At 36.9% G+C, this 22998-nt stretch carries 24 protein-coding genes; 3 read left to right on the forward strand and 21 right to left on the reverse strand.

Going from position 1 to position 22998, the window contains the following annotated elements; genetic code table 11:
- Positions 1-59 precede the first annotated feature (59 nt).
- The 3 genes from pflA to JG537_RS01975 form a co-directional block, all read right to left on the reverse strand.
- On the reverse strand, positions 60-848 hold the full coding sequence (gene pflA / locus JG537_RS01965) for a pyruvate formate-lyase-activating protein (protein ID WP_199542947.1): 789 nt from the start codon (positions 846-848) through the stop codon (positions 60-62).
- A 74-nt stretch (positions 849-922) separates the two neighbouring features.
- Positions 923-2254 carry a hemolysin family protein gene (locus JG537_RS01970; protein WP_199542949.1) on the reverse strand — a complete coding sequence of 444 codons (1332 nt, stop codon included), beginning with the start codon at positions 2252-2254 and terminating at the stop codon, positions 923-925.
- A gap of 166 nt (positions 2255-2420) precedes the next feature.
- Positions 2421-4343 carry a sugar MFS transporter gene (locus tag JG537_RS01975; protein ID WP_199542951.1) on the reverse strand — a complete coding sequence of 641 codons (1923 nt, stop codon included), beginning with the start codon at positions 4341-4343 and terminating at the stop codon, positions 2421-2423.
- Between the two features lie 193 nt (positions 4344-4536).
- Between JG537_RS01975 and JG537_RS01980 the strand changes: the two genes are divergently transcribed.
- The gene (locus JG537_RS01980; protein WP_199542953.1) at positions 4537-5322 is read left to right on the forward strand and encodes an ABC transporter ATP-binding protein; all 786 of its coding nucleotides are present in this window, start codon (positions 4537-4539) and stop codon (positions 5320-5322) included.
- Between the two features lie 40 nt (positions 5323-5362).
- On the opposite strand, the gene mnmM is transcribed toward JG537_RS01980, so the two are convergent.
- The 6 genes from mnmM to JG537_RS02010 form a co-directional block, all read right to left on the reverse strand.
- Complete coding sequence (gene mnmM, locus JG537_RS01985) at positions 5363-5911, reverse strand: tRNA 5-(aminomethyl)-2-thiouridylate-methyltransferase MnmM (protein WP_132869830.1); 549 nt, start codon at positions 5909-5911, stop codon at positions 5363-5365.
- Positions 5908-6846 carry a tRNA modification radical SAM protein MnmL/YtqA gene (gene mnmL, locus JG537_RS01990; protein WP_132869829.1) on the reverse strand — a complete coding sequence of 313 codons (939 nt, stop codon included), beginning with the start codon at positions 6844-6846 and terminating at the stop codon, positions 5908-5910. The genes mnmM and mnmL overlap by 4 nt, the downstream gene beginning before the upstream one ends.
- Before the next feature lie 85 nt (positions 6847-6931).
- Positions 6932-7588: a phosphatase PAP2 family protein gene (locus JG537_RS01995; protein ID WP_199542955.1), complete on the reverse strand. Its 657-nt coding sequence runs from the start codon at positions 7586-7588 to the stop codon at positions 6932-6934.
- 163 nt (positions 7589-7751) lie between these two features.
- Complete coding sequence (locus JG537_RS02000) at positions 7752-8315, reverse strand: ECF transporter S component (RefSeq protein ID WP_199542964.1); 564 nt, start codon at positions 8313-8315, stop codon at positions 7752-7754.
- Between the two features lie 427 nt (positions 8316-8742).
- The gene (locus JG537_RS02005; RefSeq protein ID WP_199542966.1) at positions 8743-9288 is read right to left on the reverse strand and encodes a tRNA (cytidine(34)-2'-O)-methyltransferase; all 546 of its coding nucleotides are present in this window, start codon (positions 9286-9288) and stop codon (positions 8743-8745) included.
- A gap of 282 nt (positions 9289-9570) precedes the next feature.
- Complete coding sequence (locus JG537_RS02010; protein ID WP_199542969.1) at positions 9571-11418, reverse strand: APC family permease; 1848 nt, start codon at positions 11416-11418, stop codon at positions 9571-9573.
- A 203-nt stretch (positions 11419-11621) separates the two neighbouring features.
- On the opposite strand from JG537_RS02010, the gene trkA reads away from it, so the two are divergent.
- Both trkA and JG537_RS02020 read left to right on the forward strand, forming a co-directional pair.
- Positions 11622-12971 carry a Trk system potassium transporter TrkA gene (trkA, locus tag JG537_RS02015; protein ID WP_199542972.1) on the forward strand — a complete coding sequence of 450 codons (1350 nt, stop codon included), beginning with the start codon at positions 11622-11624 and terminating at the stop codon, positions 12969-12971.
- 3 nt (positions 12972-12974) lie between these two features.
- Positions 12975-14414 (forward strand): TrkH family potassium uptake protein, encoded by a 1440-nt coding sequence (locus JG537_RS02020; RefSeq protein ID WP_199542974.1) that lies wholly within the window; start codon positions 12975-12977, stop codon positions 14412-14414.
- A 20-nt stretch (positions 14415-14434) separates the two neighbouring features.
- On the opposite strand, the gene yidD is transcribed toward JG537_RS02020, so the two are convergent.
- The 12 genes from yidD to JG537_RS02080 all read right to left on the reverse strand — a co-directional run bounded on the left by yidD (position 14435) and on the right by JG537_RS02080 (position 22984).
- Entirely contained in the window at positions 14435-14698 is a 264-nt protein-coding gene (gene yidD, locus JG537_RS02025; protein WP_199542977.1) for a membrane protein insertion efficiency factor YidD, read from the reverse strand.
- A complete protein-coding gene (locus JG537_RS02030) occupies positions 14695-15420 on the reverse strand; it encodes a pseudouridine synthase (protein WP_199542980.1) in 726 nt (241 codons plus the stop codon). The genes yidD and JG537_RS02030 overlap by 4 nt, the downstream gene beginning before the upstream one ends.
- Before the next feature lie 59 nt (positions 15421-15479).
- Positions 15480-16046 carry an SMC-Scp complex subunit ScpB gene (scpB, locus tag JG537_RS02035; protein WP_199542983.1) on the reverse strand — a complete coding sequence of 189 codons (567 nt, stop codon included), beginning with the start codon at positions 16044-16046 and terminating at the stop codon, positions 15480-15482.
- Between the two features lie 43 nt (positions 16047-16089).
- Positions 16090-16797 (reverse strand): segregation/condensation protein A, encoded by a 708-nt coding sequence (locus JG537_RS02040; protein ID WP_199542986.1) that lies wholly within the window; start codon positions 16795-16797, stop codon positions 16090-16092.
- Entirely contained in the window at positions 16797-17537 is a 741-nt protein-coding gene (gene xerD / locus JG537_RS02045) for a site-specific tyrosine recombinase XerD (RefSeq protein ID WP_199542990.1), read from the reverse strand. The genes JG537_RS02040 and xerD overlap by 1 nt, the downstream gene beginning before the upstream one ends.
- Positions 17530-17997: a cyclic-di-AMP-binding protein CbpB gene (gene cbpB / locus JG537_RS02050; protein WP_199542992.1), complete on the reverse strand. Its 468-nt coding sequence runs from the start codon at positions 17995-17997 to the stop codon at positions 17530-17532. The genes xerD and cbpB overlap by 8 nt, the downstream gene beginning before the upstream one ends.
- Positions 17994-18515 (reverse strand): metallophosphoesterase, encoded by a 522-nt coding sequence (locus JG537_RS02055; protein WP_281402425.1) that lies wholly within the window; start codon positions 18513-18515, stop codon positions 17994-17996. Before JG537_RS02055 ends, cbpB begins: the two co-directional genes overlap by 4 nt.
- Entirely contained in the window at positions 18497-19525 is a 1029-nt protein-coding gene (locus JG537_RS02060; protein ID WP_132869775.1) for a nucleoside-triphosphate diphosphatase, read from the reverse strand. Before JG537_RS02060 ends, JG537_RS02055 begins: the two co-directional genes overlap by 19 nt.
- Before the next feature lie 17 nt (positions 19526-19542).
- Positions 19543-20352, reverse strand: coding sequence for a glutamate racemase (racE, locus tag JG537_RS02065; protein WP_132869776.1), 810 nt, complete (start codon positions 20350-20352; stop codon positions 19543-19545).
- A gap of 182 nt (positions 20353-20534) precedes the next feature.
- Positions 20535-20777 (reverse strand): YneF family protein, encoded by a 243-nt coding sequence (locus tag JG537_RS02070; protein WP_006532899.1) that lies wholly within the window; start codon positions 20775-20777, stop codon positions 20535-20537.
- 150 nt (positions 20778-20927) lie between these two features.
- Positions 20928-22169: a diaminopimelate decarboxylase gene (locus tag JG537_RS02075; protein ID WP_199542994.1), complete on the reverse strand. Its 1242-nt coding sequence runs from the start codon at positions 22167-22169 to the stop codon at positions 20928-20930.
- A 122-nt stretch (positions 22170-22291) separates the two neighbouring features.
- The gene (locus JG537_RS02080; protein ID WP_074482462.1) at positions 22292-22984 is read right to left on the reverse strand and encodes a Bax inhibitor-1/YccA family protein; all 693 of its coding nucleotides are present in this window, start codon (positions 22982-22984) and stop codon (positions 22292-22294) included.
- Positions 22985-22998: the final 14 nt, after the last annotated feature.

The raw sequence follows: 22998 nt of genomic DNA on the forward strand, positions 1-22998 counted from the left end.
GTGTCCACCTTGTGATAGAGCTTATCAAAGATTCATCTTAATGTCAATAGTCATACTGTCTAGTGATGAATACGTTTCATGTATTCCGTATAAGACTCAGTGTGCATAAGGTCTTTTGCATTTTGGACACGTTCTTTCGTTGGCGGTTTGACGCCTTCAAGGGTATAAGGAATTCCCAATTCACGCCACTTGAATTCGCCTAAGGTATGGTAAGGTAAGATTTCAAACTTATCAACATTTTTAAGCGTTGCTACAAACTTACCTAATTCGATTAAATCATCATCAAAGTCCGTTAAACCAGGAACCAAAACGTGACGAATCCATACTGGAACTCCCTTATCAGACAAATAACGCGCAAAAGCTAAAATATTGGTATTTGGTTGACGTGTTACAACAATATGTTGTTTAGGATTGATTTCTTTTAAATCCAAAAGCACAAGGTCAGTAACAGCTAACAATTTATCAACAATTTCATGGTATTCTGGTGTATCTCGAAAAGTAAACCCACATGTATCAAGGGTGCAATGGATTCCCAGTTCTTTTGCTTTGGTAAATAGCGCTGTAACAAAGTCAATCTGAAGCATCGCTTCCCCTCCTGAAACTGTGATACCACCTGTATCACCCCAGAAATGTCTATAACGCAAAGCTTCTGCCAATACATCGTCTACAGTGCGTTCACGTGAATTATTTGTCTCTAATGCCCAAGTATCGGGATTGTGACAATATTGGCAACGCATCTTGCAGCCTTGCATAAAAATGACAAAGCGAACACCAGGACCATCAACAGATCCAAAGCTTTCTGTTGAATGAATCATCCCTGTCACTTTTCCGTAGTCAATTTCAGTCATTTTCTATCATCCTTTGTAACCGTTTTTCTAATTTTCATTATACCATTTTCCAAAGAAAAAAGACTAAGTCAAGCTTAGTCTTCTTCAATACTCTGTTCTATATCAGAAAAAATAACTTTCAATTTTGTCACTCGACCATCTTTTACTTTATCATTTGTCAAAGCAATATGTTTTTCTTTTGAATCAACTTCAAACGTTTCGCGACTATCCTGACTTGGAATGTTACCAACACCTGTCAAATAGAACCCAGCAATAGTATCAACATCATCGCTATCTAAATCTAGGTCAAAGTAATCATTAAAATCATTCAAAGTCATTGTTCCTAAAACAATGTAAGTATCTTCACCAATCTCACGAACAAATTGCTCTGCTTTATCAGTTTCATCATCGATTTCACCGACAATTTCTTCAAGGAGGTCCTCAAGTGTGACAATCCCTGCAACCCCACCATATTCATCAAGTAAGATTGCCATTTGATTTTGAGTGTTTCGTAATTGACGTAACAAATCATCAACAAAAATAGTTTCTGGGACAAACAAAGGTTCCTGTAAAATTTTACGTAAAACAATATTGTCAAATCCATCACGGAAACCAGCATCAAGCAGACGTTTCGTATGAAGAACACCAATAATCTTATCCTTGTCATCATCATAGACCGGGATACGTGAGAAGTGTTTTTTCAAAATTTCTTGGATATTTTCTTGAGTATCATCATTAATATCAATCATGAAAGCATCCGTTCTTGGTACCATGACTTCACGCGCCATCAATTCGTCAAGTGAGAAGACCCCCTGAAGCATTTCAATTTCTTCTGCATCCAATGTTTCCTCACTATTTGACAACATGTATTCGATCTCATCACGAGTCATTTTTTCATCAGCATCATCAAACTGCATTGGTGTGATACGTGATAAAAGGTTGGTTGAAGCTGACAACAACCACACAAAAGGACTAACAATTTTACCAATAAGGATAATCACTGGAGCTGAAACAACCGCTAAATTTTCCTTAAGGTTCATTGCGATACGTTTTGGATAAAGTTCTCCAAGAACAATTGAGATGTAAGTCAAAAAGACAAGAGAAATCACACTACCAGCCGTTTTTGCCCACACAAAACCACCAAACCAAGAGGCAATCACACTACCAAGTGAAGCAGACAAACTAGCCCCTTGCAAAAGACCAATAAAGGTAATACCAACCTGAATAGTTGATAAAAAGTTATTCGGTTTTTCTAGAACAGACAAAAGACGGATATATTTTTTATCTCCTTCTTCTGCTTTTTGTTCAACACGTGAACGATTTAAAGAAACAAGTGCCATCTCAGATGCTGAGAAAAAGGCATTAAACAAAGTCAAAATTAATAATAAAACAAATTGAAAAACTAAATTCTGACTCGGGTCTTCCATATAAATCTTACTCCTCTTCTATATCGGTAGGCATTCTAGCCTACATCTATTCTTATACAGTGACTACATTATAGCATATTTTCTATGTAAAGTATCAAACAAATACTATTACTTTCTTCTATTAAATAAAAAAGCCCAGTTCTTTGAACTGAGCTCCTTTTTCCTTTTATTTCAAAGTAAGAACTGTATCACCAGCTTGTAAGCTTGTACCTGGTGTTGGTTTGATCACAAAGTCATTAAAGACATGTGAATTGGTTACTGTGACGATAACGGTATCATCTAAGCCTGCTTTTTGAATTACTGGATCCCAGAATTCAATTAATTTATCTCCTTTTTTAACATGTTCACCTTCAACAACGTAAGAAACAAAACCAGTTCCTTTTAGTTTAACCGTTCCAATACCGATGTGAATCAATAAGACGATACCATCTTCTGAGACAAGACCAACAGCATGACGAGTCGTAAAGACTTGACGAACTATAGCATTAAATGGAGCATAGACACAACCATCGCTAGGCTTAATAGCAAAACCTTTACCGAGACCTTCACTGGCAAAGACTGGATCAACTACTTGTGACAAAGCAAGAAGTTCACCAGAAATTGGAGCAGAGATGCTAAGACCACCATCTGTTTCAACTTTATCATCGATGAATTCATGACCCCAAGTACGTTCAAGTTCTTCGACAATTTCAGCGTGTTTTTCTTCGGTTAATTTGACACGGAAGAAGAAAACAAGACTACTTAGAACAATCAAAACAAATGGCAAAGCAAAAACATGAAGTTTGAAAGAAATGGCACCCGCTTTTGTAATAGAATCAGCTGTAGCACCAGTTGTCATTCCAGCCGCAACTGCTGCTGCACCAATAACTAAGTTTGAAATAGCACCACCAAATTTATCCAACAAAGGACGAACTGACAAAGTCAAGGCTTCGTCACGATGTCCGAGTTTCCATTGACCATATTCAACACAGTCTGTGATAATCATCAAGACAACAAGGAAAACAAGCGGTTGTGGAATAAAGAACAACTCAGCAGCAATTAAAACCAAAGCAAGTGAAGTTCCTGCTACAGAGAATAATCCAATACCACAAAGCATGACCGCAATACATGCAAAGAAAAGATTACGTCGATTCAATTTTCCAGCCAACTGTGGGAAAAGCGACACTGAAAGCAAACCAACGATGGTATTAATAGTTCCTAAAATAGAAAATTGAGCAGCGTGCCCTAAAATGTAAGTAAAGTAATACAATTCAGAAGCATTTAAAATACTAATACCAGTTGTATACAAAACATATGATAAAGCAATAGCCATCAATTGGTCGTTCTTAGTCAAAACTTTAAGAACATCTTTAAAGCCTGTTTTTTCAGTATTTTTACGAAGGTCTGATTCAATTTCATGTGTTCCAAAAGCAACAGCCAACACAGTCAAAACACCTAGTAAAGCAACGATAAAGGCAAACCAGAACCAACCATGATTATCACCAGCACCACCGTTACGATTTAGTGAGAAGAAAAGAACGATTGGCATAATGACAACACCAACAATATTTGCACCGATTGTTGAACCGATACGAGCAAAGGTTGCTGTTTTTTCACGTTCTTCTGAGCTAAATGACAAAGCTGGAACCATTGACCAAAAGCCAATATCTTTAAAAGAATAAAAAATATCCATCGTAATATAGATAAAGGCAAAGATAATCAAGTAAAGCACTGGATTAGTCTTATTGAGTCCTCCCATATCTGTAAATAAAATCAATAAAGCAATTGAACTAATTGTTCCACCAGCTACTACCCAAGGCTTGAATTTACCCCAGCGTGTCTTGGTATTGTCAATCATGTTTCCAATAAAAGGGTCAATAATCAATTCAACAATACGCAAACCTGCAATAATTTGAGTAATATATAAAACCATGCGATTATTTTGCGCCGCATCACCCGTATTAAATAAGTGTGAGGTAATAAAGGTGATAAAGTATGTTGATAGGGTCGCGTAAAAAATATCATGACCAAATGCACCAAAAGCATATGAAATGCGTGAGGTAGCTGCAGATTTTTTCAAATCTTTATTTGAATGAGTCGCTTGATTCATAAAAATCTCCTTCTTCTAACAACTTTGTTTTTTTGTTACAAGAATATAGTAAACGCTTTCCTGAATAAAGTCAATGAATTTTAGTAAAGTTTTACTAACTTTTAGTTTATATTCTCAAACTATTTCAGAAATAAATATCTGAATTTTCTGAAAAATGTTATAATAACTATCAAACAGATTACGGAGGTTCCTCATGACTCAAATTGCTTTAAAAAACGTCACCCTTAAACGACAGAACAAAACGCTTTTAAATAACCTAACTTGGGAAGTTAATAAAGGAGAACACTGGGCAATCTTAGGTCTCAATGGTTCAGGTAAAACATCTCTTCTCAAACTCATCACTGCAGAATACTGGACAAGCGACGGTAGTGTTGAAGTTCTAGGAAATAAATTTGGAGGAACAGATATTAGCAACATGCGTACAAAAATTGGTATCGTCGGCTCATTCATCGCTGAGCGACTATCTCCACACATGCTTGCTGAAAAAATCGTCCTAACTGGGAAATACAAGTCAAGCATTCTCTACACTCAATATGGTGAAAAAGAACTCAATGAAGCTAAGCAAATGTTGATTTCAATTGGTGGTGAACACCTTCTTGGCCGTATCTACGCTAGCCTTTCACAAGGTGAAAAACAACTACTTCTTATTGCACGTAGTTTGATGGAAGAACCTGAAATTTTAATTCTTGATGAAGCAACTAGTGGACTTGACCTTTTTGCACGTGAAAAATTGCTTCGACAAATTGAACAAATCACCAATCTTCCAAAAGCTCCAACAATTCTCTACGTCACACACCATGCAGAAGAAATTACTCGCTCATTTACCCACGTTCTACTTCTCAAAAAAGGGAATATCATTGCCCAAGGTCCAAAAGACCAAGTCCTAACAGAAGATATCTTATCTGATTTTTATGATCAAACCGTATCAATTGTCCCTCTTGGTGATGAACGTATTTACATCAAACCTGAATTTAAATAACGAAAAACCTCTATGACCTTAATCATAGAGGTTTTACTTATTAACGTAATTTTTCAATCATAACCAAAAATGGTGGTTGGTGAATTTGGTTCAAAGGTTTATATAGCATTGTTGCAAATTCTTTTTGATCAAGTGCTGACACAAAATCAAGCACTGCATCTTTTTCCATGTCGCCACCTTCATGGCCATAATAAATCATGATAGCTAGACGACCACCGATTTCAAGACGTTCTAAGATTTTTTCAATAGCCACTAAAGTGGTATCAGGTTTTGTAATGACTGTCTTATCGGCACTTGGTAAATAACCAAGATTGAAAATAGCTGCGCGAATTGGCTCATTAACGTATTGGTCAAGATTTTGATGACCATCAAGAATTAATTGAGCATTTGAAATAGCTTGTTTTTCTAAACGTTCTTGTGTGCTTTTTAAAGCTTGTTCTTGCACATCAAAGGCATAAACTTTTTTAGCCTTTTGCGCCAGAAAGGCTGTGTCATTCCCATTTCCCATTGTCGCATCAATGGCTACCGCGCTATCATCTAGCACTTCAGCCAAGAAATCATGAGACAAATGCAACGGACGTTTAATCATGATTTAGACTCCTCTTCTAATTTACAGCCTTGATAAGAACCGCGGCGTTCCATTTCTTTATCAATAGCGTTCAAAACTTCCCATTTTTTAAGACTCCACATTGGACCGATAAGCATATCGCGCGGAGCATCACCTGTAATACGATGAATAATGATATGTTTCGGAATGATTTCCAATTGATCACAAATAATATTGACATATTCATCCATGCTAAGGAGTTTTAAGCGTCCTTCATGGTAATCACGTTGCATTTTGGTACTTGTCATCAAGTGAAGCAAATGCAGTTTAATCCCATCAATCTCATTATCTGTCACACAACGTCTAACATTTTCAAGCATCATCTCATGCGTTTCACCGGGCAAACCATTAATCAAGTGAGAAACAATTTCCACTTTTGGTGCCAGTTCACGCAGACGCTTTACAGTTTTAACATACAAATCATAAGTGTGCGCACGATTGATAATCTTAGACGTTTCATCATAAGTAGTCTGCAAACCAAGTTCGACAGTCACATGCATACGCTCAGACAACTCAGCGATATAAGCAATTGTCTCATCAGGTAAACAATCAGGACGTGTTCCAATATTAATCCCAACAACACCTGGTTCATTAATTGCTTGCTCGTAACGCTCACGAATCACTTCTACTGTATCATGGGTGTTAGTGAAGTTTTGGAAATAAACCAAGTATTTTTTAACATCCGGCCACTTGCGGTGCATGAAATCTATTTCTTTATAAAATTGATCACGGATTGGGGCATCTGGAGCTACAATCGCATCACCAGAACCTGATACCGTACAGAAGGTACAGCCGCCATGTGCTACTGTCCCATCACGGTTTGGGCAGTCAAATCCTGCATCAATAGGAACTTTAAATATTTTTTCTCCAAAAATCTCGCGATAATAATCATTTAGAGTATTGTAACGTTTTTTCATAGCTTTTATTATAACACTTTCTACTTATCAGACAAACTCTAGTCACCTTAAAAAGACGACCAAGTGGTCGCCCTTAGCTATTAATTTAATCTTGTTTATCTTGGAAACGCCATTCAAATCGTTTTTGATCATAAATTGGATAGACAGCTGCTGAAATAGTAATAGCTAATAACCAACCACCTAAGATATCTGATGGATAATGAACACCTAGATAAATACGTGAAATAGCCGTTGTCAAAGCAATTACTAAAACCAAAATTTGTAAACAGCGTTTTGCCAAAGTTTTCGTCAAATGTTGTTCAATAATAATCATCAAACTAATGGCTACAATCATCGTTGACGCTGCATGCCAACTTGGGAAAGATGGGCCTAGTGGTTTCTTAGCCAAATACTCAAGACTTGGTCTCGGGCGATTATAGAGATATTTGAAAATTGTTGACATAACTCCCATCAAGACCAAATTACCTGATAAAAAGAGAGCTTCTGTTTTCCAATTCTTTTTGAAATAAAAGACTGCTGAGATAGCAAATGTGTAAACAAAAACCAAAGCTTCATGACCAAAATTCGTCACTGCTTTGAAAAATATACTCAAGTGATTTGGCAAATCCCCACGCACACTTGATTGAATACTTGAATCGATACTTACTAGTACCTCAGGATAAAACTTAACAATATAGCCTAATATCATAAAAAGAACAAGAAATGATGAGGCAATTGAAAAGTAAGTTTGTTTGTGTTTCATTCTAATACCTTTCACAACAATTTAGTGCTGTAGTACTATTATAACCTAGTTAATTTTTTTATCCCAGTCATATCCTTTAAAATCTGTGGCAAAATTGTGTCAGTACAATTCTAGGTAGCTAAAAAGGCTAGAAACAAGCCGTTTCTAACCTTTTGGATATTTATTATTTAACCATTGGTTTTAAAAAGCCCCATAGGATAAAGAAGGACACTGAAAAAATAAGTCCTTCAATTAAGTTAAATGGGACAACCATCGCAAAGAGGTAATTTCCCAAACCTAGGATAGCTGAAATGTCAAAATTAGCAAATTGTGCGTAAAGTGGTACCGCATAGATATAATTTAAGACCAACATTGCCACGGTCAAGCCAAGCGTTCCCACAACTGAAGCCAAAACGTAGTTTTTTAAACTTGGTTTACGATTCCAAATGAAAGCCATAGCTAACAAGAAAACACCTAAAGCAACCACATTCATTGGCATACCAATCAGAGTTGCAATGCCGCCGTTGTTTAGCATCAACTTCAAAAGTGTTCGCAAAATCAAAATTCCAAGTGCGCTTTGCAAATCAATCATCACAAGACCAATTAAAACTGGTAAAATAGAAAAATCAAATTGCAAGAAGCTAGCTGATGGAATCAACGGAAATTGCAAATACATCAACAAGAACGAAAGCGTCGATAAAATAGCAATATGCGCCAACTTACGCGTATTAGTCATAGTTTCAGGCATAAAAAAGTTCCTCCAATTTTCTCAAATTGAAAGAAGGCGTTCGAGTATAGAGCTCTACATAAAAACGAGCTAAACTCTTGGTCTTCTCCCATCCAGACTTTACTGTCGGTTCTGGAATCTCACCAGATCAACTGCAAGTGCAGCTCGCGGACTTTCAAATTGCTCTCGTTCTCTTACCAAACTAAATTGTTTGACCTTTTACTTTTAGTCTAGGCGACAACCCACAGACATAACTGATGTTAGGAAAGGGAAGTCAACGATGAATTAAAGCAAAAGTCAGGCAACGAGAGGCAACACCGCCGGTCGGGAATTACACCCTGCCCTGAAGACACTCTTAGCATATCAAAAAAACGCCGCCACTGCAATGATTTCAGCTCAAAAAGCTTATAATAAAGCAAAAAAACAACTATTTCTAGTTGTTTTTCATTTATTTTAATTTATCATGCGCGTATGTATGAGTCAATTCCAAATTTGGAAATGCTTGCTGACGTAGGGCCTCGTAAACAATCATGCAAACAGTATTTGATAAATTCAAGCTGCGCACGTGTTCATCATTCATTGGAATGCGGAGTGCTTTTTCTGGATTTGCTCGCATAAATTCTTCTGGTAACCCTTTATCTTCACGACCGAAAAGGAAATAGTGATGTTTACCATCATTGTACTGCTCGTCTGAATAAACTTTTTCAGCGAATTTGCTAATCAAATGAACTTGTCCATCACATTTTTCCATAAATTCATCTAAGCTATCATAAAAAGTCACATCAAGTTTATCCCAGTAATCAAGGCCAGCACGTTTCATCTTACGGTCATCAATTGGAAATCCCATCGGACGGATAATGTGTAATGGGGTGTTAGTCGCAGCACAAGTTCTGGCAATATTTCCTGTATTTTGTGGAATTTGTGGTTGAAAAAGAACGACATGATTGACGGCTTTAGTAGCTTCTTCTTGATAATCAAGTTCTTCGATATTCATAACGATTCCTCTCAGTTTTTTGACATAAAAATAAACCACACTGCCCGGAGTCAAGCTCAGCAAACAGCGTGGTTGGCGGCGATTCATTAACTTAAATCATAACAGGTTTGATTTAAACTAACGAATTCTTGATATTTATTATAACACTTTAACATGCAAAGTCAACGTATTTGACGCGAAAATGTCACGTTTTTATGGCTTTTTTCAAGTCTCTTTCATTGAAAACCCTTTCTTTTGTAAAATTAAGAGAAGCCTTGATATTCAAGGCTTCATGGACATCGATTATTTTTTCAAATGATATGAATAAGTTGCAATGATAATATCTTCATACCAGCGCAAACGAGCACGAATGCGTAGACTCATTTGGTTGTGAAGCATGTTTTGCCAACTATGTTTTGGAATGAATTTTGGAATAATAACCGTCATGGTGTGTTTATTTTTCTTAGCTTCATGATTCATTTTTTGAACAAACAACATGGTTGGTTTCACGATATCACGGTAATTCGATTCAATATTGACAAATGTGACATCTGGGAAATAGTGTTTAAATTCTTGTTCAACTTCCAAATCTTTTTCGCGTGTTTCCAAAGTTGACACGTGCATGGCAACAACTGTTTGTCCGATACTTTTAGCATAGTTAATAGCACGGATACTTGCTTGCGTCATATTTCCGACCAAAATCAAAACCGTATTGCCATCATAATGAATGTTCTTCACATCATCCGTTAAACGTAATTGCATGGCAACATTCCTGTAGTGATTTTTAATGGAATAAAAGAGGAACATCAAGACAAGAATGATTGGGAAGAATGGCCAGATTTCACCAATTCTAAAAATCAATAGGATAAGAATGATGAGGTAACAAATCACAGCCCCTAAGATATTTGCAATAGAATGTTTCAAATAATCCTTACCATATTGTCGTTTCCAATGGATGACCATTCCTGTTTGCGAAAGAGCAAATGGAATGAAAACACCAATGGTATAAAGCGGAATAAGGCGTTCAGTTGAGCCATTAAAGATGCAAAGTAAAGCAATTGCTCCTACTGCTAAGGTAATAATCCCATTTGAATAGCCAAGGCGTGCTCCTTTTTCCATGAAAAGGTGAGGCATGTATTTGTTTTTAGCCATGTTAAATGACAACATTGGAAAGGCAGAAAAACCTGTATTGGCAGCTACTGCCAAGATTAAGGCTGTTGACAATTGGAAAACGTAGAAGAGCGCATTTCCGATTGCTGAGTCACCAAAAATACGTTGTGCAATTTGAGCCAAAATAGTTACATGTGCCGATGACATAATTCCTAACCAATAGTTTAGAAAGGTAATACCTGCGAACATAATTCCAAGAATTAGTGACATAATAGCCAGTGTACCAGCAGCATTTTTCTCTTTAGGTTTCTTGAAAAATGGTACCGCATTTGAGATGGCTTCAACACCAGTAAGTGATGCCGAACCACTTGTAAAGGCTCTAAGTAGAAGGATTAAAGTTACTCCCGGAACAACTTTACCAACATGCGCCGTTGCAGTATAAGCCAAATGTCCTGTAAGGATTTGGAAAGCACCGTAAGCAATCAAGAATAAAATACTTACAATGAACAAATACACCGGAATCATCAATGATTTTGCCGACTCACGTAAACCACGTAAATTCATAAACATCAAAATCAAAACCAAGACAATTGAAATTTCTAAATTAAATTCCTTAATGGCTGGGAAAGCTGATGTAATGGCATCAGCACCAGATGATACCGAAACAGCGACTGTCAACATATAATCAACCAACAAACTACCACCGGCAATTAATCCCATACTTGGTGATAGATTTTCAGTAGATACCATATAGGCACCACCGCCTTTAGGATAAGCGTGGATAACTTGTTGATAAGAAATCGTTAAGCTTGCTAACAATACCAAAACTAAAAGTCCGATTGGTAATGACCACCAAATTGCTGCCGCAGAAATAGTTGTTAAAACCAAGATAACTTGTTCTGGACCATAAGCAATTGATGAAAGGGCATCGCTGGACAACATAGCTAAAGCTTGTGATTTGGATAATAGATGGTCCTCATCAGACTCGCCAGCTGATTCCAAGGGATTACCAATAAAAACATTTCGTAACTTTTCAAGCATTGAAATTTCTCCCTAAAATTAGATAACGACTCATTATAGTTCTCTCACTAACATTTCGCAAGCGTTTTGATGATTTGTAACCTAATTTTAACAATCAATGTTAGCTTTGATAAATCAAGCTTAATCCCTTATAAACAGTTGAAATGGCTAGTATTTTTAGGAAAAATAGAGTAATATAGATACGATATATTTCGGAGGTTAAAATGAAAATAATTGTTGTCGGCGGAGGTAAGGTTGGTACTGCACTTTGTCGCTCACTTGTTGAAGAAAAACATAACGTCGTCTTAATTGAAGAAAAAGAAGCTGTTTTAAAAAACATTACCAAACGTCACGATATCATGGGAATCGTTGGTAATGGTGCTAACTTTAAAATCCTTGAGCAAGCAGATGTTGCTAACTGCGATATTTTCATTGCTCTTACTGATAAAGACGAAGTTAACATGATTTCAGCCGTTCTTGCTAAACAAATGGGAGCTAAAGAAACGGTTGTCCGTGTTCGTAATCCAGAGTATTCTAACGCTTACTTCAAAGATAAAAATTTCCTTGGCTTTTCTTTGGTGGTAAATCCTGAATTGCTTACAGCGCGTTACATTGCCAATACAGTTGACTTTCCAAATGCCCTTTCTGTTGAGCACTTTGTCAATGGACGTGTCATGCTGATGGAATTTGTAATTTCTGATGGCAGTAAACTTTGTCATATGAGCTTAAGTCAATTCCGTAAAAAGTTCGGTAACTTGGTTATCTGTGCTATTGAGCGTCGTGGAAAATTGATTATTCCTGACGGTGATGCCACACTCCAAACAGCTGATAAGATTTTTGTCACTGGAAATCGTATTGACATGATTCTTTTCCACAATTCTGTTAAAACCAAATCTATCAAAAATATGATGATTATTGGTGCCGGACGAATTGCCTACTACTTGCTCAACATTCTTAAGAACACTAAGATGAATCTTAAGGTCATTGAAAACAATCCTGAGCAAGCTCAAATGTTCAGCCAAGAATTCCCAAATGTCCATGTGGTACAAGCTGATGGTACTGCTAAGAGTGTTCTCCTAGAAGAATGTGTAGAGAACTTTGATGCTGTAGCAACACTAACAGGAGTGGATGAAGAAAACATCATCACTTCAATGTTCCTTGAAACACTTGGCGTTCGAAAAAACATCACTAAAGTTAACCGTACAAGCTTGCTTGAAATTATTGACACTAGCCAATTTTCAAGTATTGTCACACCAAAAAGTATTGCCGTGGATTCAATGATGCACTTTATCCGTGGTCGTGTAAATGCTCAAGACTCAAACCTCGATGCCATGCACCACGTTGCCAACGGTCGTATTGAAACCTTACAATTTGAAATCCGCGAGAATAATAAAATGGCAGGCAAGAGCCTTTCATCACTTAAATTTAAAGAAAATATTCTGATTGCCGCAATCATCCGCAATGGTAAAACTATTTATCCAACGGGTGAGGATGTCTTTGAAGTTGGCGATAAGATTGTCGTTGTTACATTCTTGAAAAACATCACGCGCATCTATGATTTGTTAGCGAGGTAAGTTATGAATAAGAGTATGGTTCGTTACCTCCTAGCAAAACTCCTATTGATTGAAGCTTCTTTGATGCTGGTTCCTGTGATTGTGGCTTTTATCTACCATGAAGATATGCGAGTGATTAATAGCCTTGTTATTACAATTGGTATTCTCGTTATCATAGGACTTCTTGGAGTGGCTTTCAAGCCCAAAAATTACCATGTCTACACTAAAGAGGGACTTTTGATTGTTGCTCTGTGTTGGATACTTTGGTCTTTCTTTGGAGCACTACCATTTGTACTTTCAGGACAAATTCCAAGTATCATCGATGCTTTCTTTGAAATGGTTTCTGGCTTTACCACGACCGGTGCGACTATTTTGCCTGATGTAGCTGTATTATCACACTCTCTGCTCTTTTGGCGAAGCTTCGCTCACCTTATCGGTGGGATGGGAGTATTGGTGTTTGCACTAGCTATCATGGAAAATAGTAAAAATAGTCACTTAGAAGTCATGCGTGCTGAAGTGCCTGGTCCTGTCTTTGGTAAAGTGGTTTCTAAACTGAAAGAAACAGCACAAATTCTTTATGTCATTTACCTCAGTATGTTTGCCATTTTAATGGTTATTTTGATGGTAGCTGGCATGCCTGCCTTTGATAGTATTATTACTGCCATGGGCTGTGCTGGTACTGGTGGATTTGGTGTTTACAATGATTCCATTGCACACTATAATAGCTCTTTAATCACAAATATTGTATCAATTGCTGTGCTACTTTTCGGAATTAACTTCAACCTCTACTACTTCTTACTTCTTCGCAAATTTAAAGCCTTCTTTAAAGATGAAGAGTTGAGAACTTATATTGGTATTGTCGTGATTGCGACAGCTTTAATCTGGTTGAATGTTAGTGGACTTTACCCAAGTGCGGGCAAAGCCCTAGAAAATTCTCTATTTGAAGTAGCCAATGTGATGACAACAACAGGATTTGGCGTAACTGATCTGACGGTTTGGCCATTATTCGCTCAGGTCATTTTGCTCTTTCTCATGTTTATTGGTGGTTCAGCAGGATCAACCGCTGGTGGTATTAAGGTCATGCGTGCACTTATCTTGACAAAAATTGCAAGGAATCAAGTGCTCTCAACCCTTTACCCAAATCGTATCATGACTATCCATATCAACGAACAGCCACTTGATAAGGAAATTCAACACGGTGTCCTTAAGTATTTGACATTATATGTTTTCTTACTTTTAGGACTAACCTTATTGCTATCACTAGATAATAATAATTTTATGGTTGTGGTCAGCGCAGCTACTTCAACCTTTAACAATATTGGACCAATGCTTGGAACAAGTCAAACCTTTGCAATCTTTAGTCCGTTTTCAAAACTACTCATGTCATTTGCTATGATTGCAGGACGCTTGGAAATTTACCCAATGCTACTCCTCTTCATTCCAAAAACATGGTCTAAATATTAATACACAAAAAGAGGAAAGCTTTAGCTTTCCTCTTTTTTTCTTCGAAAATCTTTATTGCGTCGAAGGGTAAAATAATCTGGGACCGGATCATCACCACTCTCTACAAATGGATGGCAACGTAAAATACGTGCAATTCCCATAAGAACACCTTTTATCCCATGCTTTTCAATCGCTCCAATCATATAATTAGAACAAGTCGGACGATACCGACATGATGGAGGTGTCATAGGTGAGATATGTTTTTGGTACCATTTTACCAGTGCAATAAGTAATTTCTTTATCATTTTTGTTTGTTAACAGCCAAATTGTGTAATTGGCTAATTTCTTTTTTATTCAGACGACGTGATTCACCTGGACGAAGCCCCGCTAAATCAAGTGTACCAAACTGTGTACGAGATAATTTATCAACCAAAAGTCCAACAGATTCAAACATCTTCTTAACTTGGTGATTACGTCCTTCATGGATTGTCAATTCTACCACTGAGCGATTTTTCTCAGGATCCACTTTAATGATATTGTAGCGGGCTGGTTTAGTCTTTTTACCATCGATGACAACACCACGTGTCAACGGACGAAGATTTTCTTTCGTCGCAAGTCCTTTTACACGTGCCAAGTAGACTTTATCAATTTCATTACGTGGGTGAATCATTTCATCTGTAAAATCACCATCATTTGTCAAAATCAAAAGTCCAGTCGTATCCCAGTCCAGACGTCCAACAGGGTAAATACGTTCTGTAACATTTGGTAGCAAGTCAACAACTGTTTTACGTCCTTTATCATCAGACACACTTGAAATAACACCGCGAGGTTTATTAAGAAGATAATAAACTTTTTCCTCGTTATAAATTGGAGTGCCTTCCACTTCGACGATATCCCCAGATTTAACAGTTGTAGCTAGTTCTGTAACAACCTTACCGTTGATAGTCACCAAACCTTTTTTAATCAATTCTTCTGCTTTTCGGCGACTGGCAATTCCCGCATGGGCAATGTATTTATTAATTCTCATTTTATTTCCTTTAACTGCTTTTTTGCTATTTTACACCATTTCGTCATTTTTAGCGAGTTTTATTCTTCTTCAGCCAATTCAGGCTGTTCAAAAAGTGTCATTTCTTCATCAACCACTTCGATATTTGACACATCAATGAGTTCACTCAGATCATTAATTCCCATAAAATCTAGGAAATAATCCGTTGTCGCATATAGATTTGGTCGACCAATCACTTCTTTTTTACCAGCTTCACGAATTAAACCTAACGCCATCAATTTACTGATAGCACTGCTCGAATTAACCCCACGAATATCATCAACTTCGATACGAGTAATCGGTTGTTTATAAGCAATAATTGACAAAACTTCTAGACTTGCCCGAGATAAGCTCTGATTAACTGGTGCTTTTGCAAAGTCACGTAACAAGTCTGCAAAAATCTCTTTAGTGACGATTTTATAGCAGCCTGCCGTTTCAATCAAACAAAGGCTTGAGCTTTCATCAGATTCGTATTTCTGTGCTAATTTTTCCAATTGTTGCTGGAGTGCTGTCGGTGTTAAATTAACCATACTAGCCAAGTGGCGTAAGCTCAAGCCTTCTTCACCCGCTACAAAAAGAAGGGCTTCAATCTGAGCTAAATAGTTCATATAACTTCCTTTCTTAATTGTTGTTTACCAAGAGTTACCAATTTTACTCATTAACGCTTCGTAAAACAATATCTCCAAAATTTTCTTCTTGTTCCACTTCAACTTCGTGAACTTTAATCAATTCTAACGTTGCCAAAAATAAGGTAATCATCTCTGGAATAGATTGACATTCGTTGAAAACCTTGTTCAAAACAAGTTTTTTTGACTGAGTGAGTCGCTCAGTAATAACCGCCATCATGTCTTCAATGCGATAATCGTCTCGTTCGACAACCGTATGGCTATTTTTTAATTCTCTTTGCTTTTCAGCCATAACGTGTGAAAATGATAAAAACAGATCCATAATTGTCTTATCATGAGCCAACGCCGCATCTTCAAAAATCAATTCTTGTTTTGGTTTTGAGTAAAATTTAGCACGTTCATCGTGCTGTGCTGACATTTCTTCACTAATCGCTTTAAAACGACGATATTCTTCGATTTGTGTCAACAATTCTTGTTCAGGGTCATTTTCTTCTGGCTCTGCCTCAACAATTTTCGGAAGCAACTTACGGCTTTTTATCAGCATCAACTGACTGGCCATTACCATATATTCACCAGCCACTTCCAATTTCATGGCCTGCAAAGTCGAAATATAAGCCAAATACTGCTCAATAACTTCCACGATTGGCACATCATAAATATCCATTTGATATTTTGAAACCAAGTGTAATAGCAGGTCCAGAGGCCCTTCAAAATCTTTTAATTTAATATCCATTAGTTATAAAATTTCTCTAAAGTCACTGGACTTTTAAGCCCTAGATTGCGACTAACTTCTAACAAAGATTTTCCTTTTGCTTTTTGATGCAAAACATATTGACGACGCATATCCTGCGCTGATAAATTCTCTAATCCTAAAGAAGCTAAAAATGCCTTTAGCTGATTGAAAAACCACTGTCTTGAATAGGATTTTCCTTGATTATCAAAAAGATAGACCTGCTGATCAGATATACTTGCAGTCATATAATCGAGTAATTTGGTAGGAACCTCTAATACTCTGATTAATCCCGCTTTTTGCACGCGCAAAACCGCAAAAGTTGTATCAAGATTAGCAACCTTTAAATCTTGAATATCACTTGATGACAAACCAAGCTCAATCATCAAAAGCGCAATTAACTGACCAGCCTGATAAGGACTATCTTGATAAAAAGCTGAATAATCTAGCAACTCTTTATCAACAGGTTTAGTAGCTAATTTTTCTTTATTACTTAATTTATAAAAACGATCAATGCGATCAGTGTCATACAAAAAGTATAAAAATTGATTTACCGCTGAAATCTTACGCTTCTTAGCTGAAGTTTTTAAAGGTGACAAGGAATGCTCATAAAGAGCTAGCTTTTCTTTGCTGACCTTGCCATCAACAGCCTCGACAAACTGCTGTAAATCATAAAAATAAGCATTTTTAGAATTCTCTGAGAGAGACTTACTATCAATAAATTCTTGGATAAAATCAATCATCTTTTGGAGTAATCGTATAATAATCAGTGAAATCGTGCAAAAGACTATTAACAGCCTTTAAAATCGATTTACGAGTAATGATGCCTAGAAACTGGTTATTCTTATCTAATACTGGCAAGAATGGATAGTCCACAAGCAAGTGCATGATATCCGTCAAACTTGAAGTATCACTAATGGTTTCCAATTTTGTGTTCACCATTTTACCAATATCAGTTTGAGCCAATTCCCAATCAGTTAATTGATTTTTAGCTTGATAAGACATAATGTCTGCAATGCTGATAGTTCCTACATATTTTTTATCTTTGGTAATAACAGGAACACGTGAATAACCATTATTGGCTAGTAACAACATAGCGTGATCTGAATTATGCGTATCAATAAAAATCGCTAAATCTTCTGCCGGAATCAAATAGTGATCCAAGTGGCTAAGAAGAAATTCTTCAAATTCTTTTGCTATCATCTGTCAAATTCCTTAGAAAGTGCCGGATAGAGTTTGTGGTCACGTGTGTAAAAATCAACCTTAACAGTATCTTTAGTAATAATCACCTTAGCATAAAGCTTTTCTTTAACTTCCCCACGAGGTTGTAATACACTACCTGGATTGATAAAAATTGTTTTACCATTACGCCAAGCAGCTGCTCGGTGCAAATGACCATAAAGGCAAATATCTGCATCTTCTTCCTGAGCAAATAAATCCAATCTATCCCATGTAAAATTAATATTATAAAGATGTCCGTGAGTTTGTGCTATAACAATATCATCAAGGTAAGTTGTTAACTTGTCCGGATAACCGTTATCGTAGTCACAGTTACCACGAACAACTTTGATACCATCCCAAATGGGATCTGAGCTAGGAAGTTCAGAATCACCATTGTGAAAAATAGCATCAACTTCTCCTTGATAACGCTCTTTAATATCGCTAATAATCTCACGATCACCATGAGAATCACTCATTACAATTATTGTTCTGCTTGCCATACTGGGAATGCCTCCATTAATTTCTTAACAGCCAACCCGCGATGTGAAATTTCATTTTTTTCATCTGCTGTCAATTCAGCAGCGTGACGTCCAGTTTCACCAACTAAAAATAGTGGATCGTAACCGAAACCATTATCACCTTTAGCTTCCATAGCGATGTAGCCAGGCCAATCCGCTTCAACAACCAAACTTTCTTTACCTGGTGCAGCCACTACAAGTGTTGTGTGGAATTGCGCTGAACGATCTTTCATGTCAAATACCATTGCTAATTCGTGAAGTAATTTAGCATTGTTTGATTCATCTGTTGCATCAGGTCCAGAAAAACGAGCTGACCATACACCAGGAAGACCACCAAGAACATCCACTTTCAAACCAGAATCGTCAGCTAAGACCATTTTCCCAGTCAATTTTGAAATAGTTTCAGCTTTCAATCGAGCATTTTCTTCAAATGTCATTCCAGTTTCTTCAACTTCAGGTAATTCTGGGTGATTGTTTAGATTTTCAACTTTGATACCTAGTTGATCAAACATTTTGCGAAATTCTTTTGTTTTACCTTCATTACGTGTTGCAATCAAGATTGTATCTCCAAAAGCATTTTCAGATGTTTTTCCAAAAAAGGCTGACGCATCAACACCATCTTCTGGCAAATGCACAAACAACAAACGGTCATCTTCAGTAACCACAACAGCTCCCGCACGTTGTTGCACATCTAAATGACGATTAGTCTCTTCGTTAATCATGCCAACAACAAAACGAATCAATTGGAAATCAGATGATTTTTTAACAACTGTAACGTTATAACCATTGAATTCATCTTTATGGCATCCGCCTTCACCGTGTCCGTGACATTTACCACAGCATTTGCTGGCAACAAGTTTTGCAACTTGTTGGCTCAATTTAAAAAGGGCATCATCACTAACATTTCCAAGTCCTGAAATGGCGTTGAAGCCACCCCATTCGCCAAGGAACCAATTTTCTTTATCTTTATACTCATAAATTTTATCAGCCATTTATTACCATCTCATTTCTATTTGTTCAACTTTTCCAAATCAACATGTTGCACGTCAATCTCAGTTCCTAGCCAATTCACCGCAATTTCTTTAAAACGTTGACTACTTGCTGTTGTGTAAAAATGATGATCAACAGCATGTTCTGTGCGACTGTGATTAATTTCAAAGTAATTTAATAAGACTGATACATCGCGAATACACTCAGCACCACTATCAATTAATTTTACATTTGCTCCCATCACATTTTGAATGATTGGGCGAAGCAATGGATAGTGTGTACAGCCAAGCACTAATGTATCAACTTTACCAACAAGTGGTGCTAAACTTTCGTAAACAACTTTTTTAGCAACACTTGATCCCATTTCATTTGACTCGACAATTGGAACAAACTTGGGACAAGCCAAACCACTCACTTCCATTTTGGGTGACAATGATTTTATCTTTTCAGGATAAACCTCTGAATTAATCGTCATCGGAGTTCCGATAATCCCAATCTTGCCATTACGTGTCGATTTTATTGCAGCACTAGAACCTGGTAAAATCACACCAAGAACCGGAATATCAAGTTTTTCTTTGACTTCTTTCCACGCAACAGCTGTTGCAGTATTACAAGCAAAAACAATCATCTTAACATTTTTAGTTAATAAGAAATTAACCAATTCCCAAGTGTATTCTCTAATTTGTTCAGCAGGTCTAGGACCGTAAGGAGCTCTCGCTGAGTCTCCAATATATACAATTTCTTCATGTGGTAGCTGACGCATCAATTCACGCACAACGGTTAAGCCACCAACGCCAGAATCTAAAAAACCAATTGGTCTATTATCCAAATTTTTTTGTCTTCTTTCTAAATGTAGACTTATAAAAAACTCAGTTGGTGAGCCAACTGAGTCATTCATTTCTGAGCTCTGTGCTCGAAAACGTTTGTTAAAGACTGACTTGTATGTAAGGTCAAAAACTATCAAACAATAAGCCGTCCGCCTTTAGCATTTTTCAAACCAAAGCGTAAAGATTATTTTTTAGCTTTTGCTGCAGCTGCTTTAGATTGCTTGATAATGTTACGGTACGTTTGTTGAATTTTAGCTTCACTAGGTTTTTGACCCATTTGGCTCATCATTTCACGGATCGCATCAGGCGTCAAGCGTGGGTGTTCACCGATTTCCTTTTCAAACTGTTTACGAGCAATAAAAACGCCACCAACAAGGCCACCAAACAAAGCAACCAAAACTAACAAAATCCAAAGAAATGTTGTCATGAATATTTTCTCCTAAGTTTTTTACATAAATTATTATAGCAGAAATAGAAAGAGTTTACAAATTCTTGAAAGCTTTTTCGAAAGATAAAATAATATCAAAAAACAGCTAGTTTAGAGCTAAAAAATTACTCTAACCAACTGCTTTTAGATTTAATCAAAATCAAACCCTTTGATAGTTGCAAAATAATCATCTGGGGTTTCTGCACGACGGATGAGACGGGCGCTGCCATCTTCTTGATAAAGAATCTCAGCTGAACGCAAACGTCCATTATATTGATAGCCCATTGAAAAACCATGCGCACCGGTATCATGAATGACAAGCGTATCTCCAACACGCGCTTCTGGCAATTCGCGTTGTTTAGCAAATTTATCATTATTCTCACAAAGTGATCCAACAACATCTACCACTTCTAGTTTGCCATCAGGATTAGTCATATTAGTAATGTGATGATAGGCGTCATACATGGCTGGGCGCATCAAATTAACCGCTGATGCATCAACGCCGATATAAGTACGATAAGTTTGTTTACGGTGACGAACTTTTGTCACAAGTAAGCCATGTGGTGCCAACATAAAACGACCTAGTTCAGTGAAGATTTTGACATCACCAAGCCCTGCAGGAACTAATACCTCATCAAAGACACGGTGTACGCCTTCACCAATGACAGCAATATCATTTGGTTTTTGGTCAGGCAAATAATTGACACCAACACCCCCAGACAAGTTGATAAAGTTGATTGTCACACCCGCTTTTTCTTTGACTTCAACAGCTAATTCAAATAACTGACGTGCCAATTCTGGATAATAATCATTTGTAACAGTATTTGACGCAAGGAAAGAATGGATACCAAAGTTTTTGACACCTTCTGCTTTCAAGTCTTTAAAACCTTGAATCAATTGAGTTTTGGTCATGCCAAATTTTGATTCTTCAGGATTATCCATAATATCTGTTCCAAGAGAGAAAACACCGCCTGGATTATAACGGAGTGAAACAGTCTCAGGTAAACCTGCCACCTCTTTTAAGAAAGCGATGTGTTCATAAGCATCTAAATTAATCGTCGCTCCAATTTCCTTAGCGTACTGAAATTCACGCGCTGGTGTATCATTAGATGAGAACATAATATCAGTAAAGCCAAGTTTGTGGCTCATCAATAATTCAACTTCTGTTGCACAATCCACACCACAATTTTCCTCTTGGAGAATTTTCAAGATTGCTGGAGTTGGTGTTGCCTTAACCGCAAAATACTCCTTGAATCCCTTGTTCCAAGCAAAAGCCTTATTTAAAGCGCGAGCCTTTTCACGAATTCCTTTTTCGTCGTAAAGGTGAAAAGGAGTTGGAAATTCATTCGTAATTTTTTCAAGCTCTTTGGCTGAAATAAATGGTGTTTTCATAGCAAGTTCCTCGAATTTTCAAAATATTAGGACTATTATAACACAAAGACTAAAAATCACCAATGAAATTTGACTGAAAGCCTAAAAAAACTAGTGCAACCAAGGTTACACTAGTTAGAAAATTAATCATCACTTCCAAAAAGACGAAGTAGATTCAAGAACAAGTTGATAAAGTCAAGGTAAAGGCTAAGTGCCATTGAAATAGCCCAACCGTCACCAACATTGCCTCCGGTACTTTGATAAACACGCTTAATCATCTGATTATCATAAGCAATCAAACCAGAAAAGATTAAAACTGAAATAATACTAATGATGTAGCTCATTCCATCCAAGCCAATAAACATATTAACAACACTTGCAATGATGATACCAATCAAGGCTGCCATAGCTGCTTTAGCAAAACCGGACAAATCTTTTTTAATGACAAAACCAAGTACTGACATGACACCAAAAACTAAAGCTGAGGAAACGAAGGCTTGTAAAACAGTTGTTTGTGTGTAAGCCACAATAACAAAACTTAAGGTGAAGCCATTTAAAGCTGAATAAAATAAGAACAGTGGCAAAGCCGACGGTGTGTTTTTACGAGCGGCATTACTAGCTAAGAAAACTAAAGCTAGTTCTAAAAATATTGCACCATAGTAAACAAATGGGTGATTATTGATAATGTTGATCATATTGTCAGTAAATACATAAAGCATCAAAAATGATACAAAGGCTGACAACCCAATTCCCATACCAACTAGTCCATAGATTTTGGCAAAAAAGCGATTGAGACCACTATCAGTCTGCGTATAAATGATATTGTCTTGATTCAAAATAACCTCCTCCC

Source organism: Streptococcus vicugnae (genome assembly GCF_016461705.1).
Classification (GTDB): domain Bacteria; phylum Bacillota; class Bacilli; order Lactobacillales; family Streptococcaceae; genus Streptococcus; species Streptococcus vicugnae.

What these genes read in the sequence shown, in the direction of transcription:
- JG537_RS02075 (WP_199542994.1), bottom strand. Translation starts at nt 22,169, where the DNA reads ATGAAAACACCATTTATTTCAGCCAAAGAGCTTGAAAAAATTACGAAT.
- JG537_RS01995 (WP_199542955.1), bottom strand. Translation starts at nt 7,588, where the DNA reads ATGAAACACAAACAAACTTACTTTTCAATTGCCTCATCATTTCTTGTT.
- mnmL (WP_132869829.1), bottom strand. Translation starts at nt 6,846, where the DNA reads ATGAAAAAACGTTACAATACTCTAAATGATTATTATCGCGAGATTTTT.
- xerD (WP_199542990.1), bottom strand. Translation starts at nt 17,537, where the DNA reads ATGATTGATTTTATCCAAGAATTTATTGATAGTAAGTCTCTCTCAGAG.
- JG537_RS02040 (WP_199542986.1), bottom strand. Translation starts at nt 16,797, where the DNA reads ATGGATATTAAATTAAAAGATTTTGAAGGGCCTCTGGACCTGCTATTA.
- JG537_RS01975 (WP_199542951.1), bottom strand. Translation starts at nt 4,343, where the DNA reads ATGAATCAAGCGACTCATTCAAATAAAGATTTGAAAAAATCTGCAGCT.
- JG537_RS02020 (WP_199542974.1), top strand. Translation starts at nt 12,975, where the DNA reads ATGAATAAGAGTATGGTTCGTTACCTCCTAGCAAAACTCCTATTGATT.
- JG537_RS02055 (WP_281402425.1), bottom strand. Translation starts at nt 18,515, where the DNA reads ATGGCAAGCAGAACAATAATTGTAATGAGTGATTCTCATGGTGATCGT.
- JG537_RS02030 (WP_199542980.1), bottom strand. Translation starts at nt 15,420, where the DNA reads ATGAGAATTAATAAATACATTGCCCATGCGGGAATTGCCAGTCGCCGA.
- pflA (WP_199542947.1), bottom strand. Translation starts at nt 848, where the DNA reads ATGACTGAAATTGACTACGGAAAAGTGACAGGGATGATTCATTCAACA.
- trkA (WP_199542972.1), top strand. Translation starts at nt 11,622, where the DNA reads ATGAAAATAATTGTTGTCGGCGGAGGTAAGGTTGGTACTGCACTTTGT.
- JG537_RS01970 (WP_199542949.1), bottom strand. Translation starts at nt 2,254, where the DNA reads ATGGAAGACCCGAGTCAGAATTTAGTTTTTCAATTTGTTTTATTATTA.
- scpB (WP_199542983.1), bottom strand. Translation starts at nt 16,046, where the DNA reads ATGAACTATTTAGCTCAGATTGAAGCCCTTCTTTTTGTAGCGGGTGAA.
- JG537_RS02070 (WP_006532899.1), bottom strand. Translation starts at nt 20,777, where the DNA reads ATGACAACATTTCTTTGGATTTTGTTAGTTTTGGTTGCTTTGTTTGGT.
- yidD (WP_199542977.1), bottom strand. Translation starts at nt 14,698, where the DNA reads ATGATAAAGAAATTACTTATTGCACTGGTAAAATGGTACCAAAAACAT.
- JG537_RS01980 (WP_199542953.1), top strand. Translation starts at nt 4,537, where the DNA reads ATGACTCAAATTGCTTTAAAAAACGTCACCCTTAAACGACAGAACAAA.
- JG537_RS02060 (WP_132869775.1), bottom strand. Translation starts at nt 19,525, where the DNA reads ATGGCTGATAAAATTTATGAGTATAAAGATAAAGAAAATTGGTTCCTT.
- JG537_RS02000 (WP_199542964.1), bottom strand. Translation starts at nt 8,315, where the DNA reads ATGCCTGAAACTATGACTAATACGCGTAAGTTGGCGCATATTGCTATT.
- JG537_RS02005 (WP_199542966.1), bottom strand. Translation starts at nt 9,288, where the DNA reads ATGAATATCGAAGAACTTGATTATCAAGAAGAAGCTACTAAAGCCGTC.
- cbpB (WP_199542992.1), bottom strand. Translation starts at nt 17,997, where the DNA reads ATGATAGCAAAAGAATTTGAAGAATTTCTTCTTAGCCACTTGGATCAC.
- JG537_RS02010 (WP_199542969.1), bottom strand. Translation starts at nt 11,418, where the DNA reads ATGCTTGAAAAGTTACGAAATGTTTTTATTGGTAATCCCTTGGAATCA.
- mnmM (WP_132869830.1), bottom strand. Translation starts at nt 5,911, where the DNA reads ATGATTAAACGTCCGTTGCATTTGTCTCATGATTTCTTGGCTGAAGTG.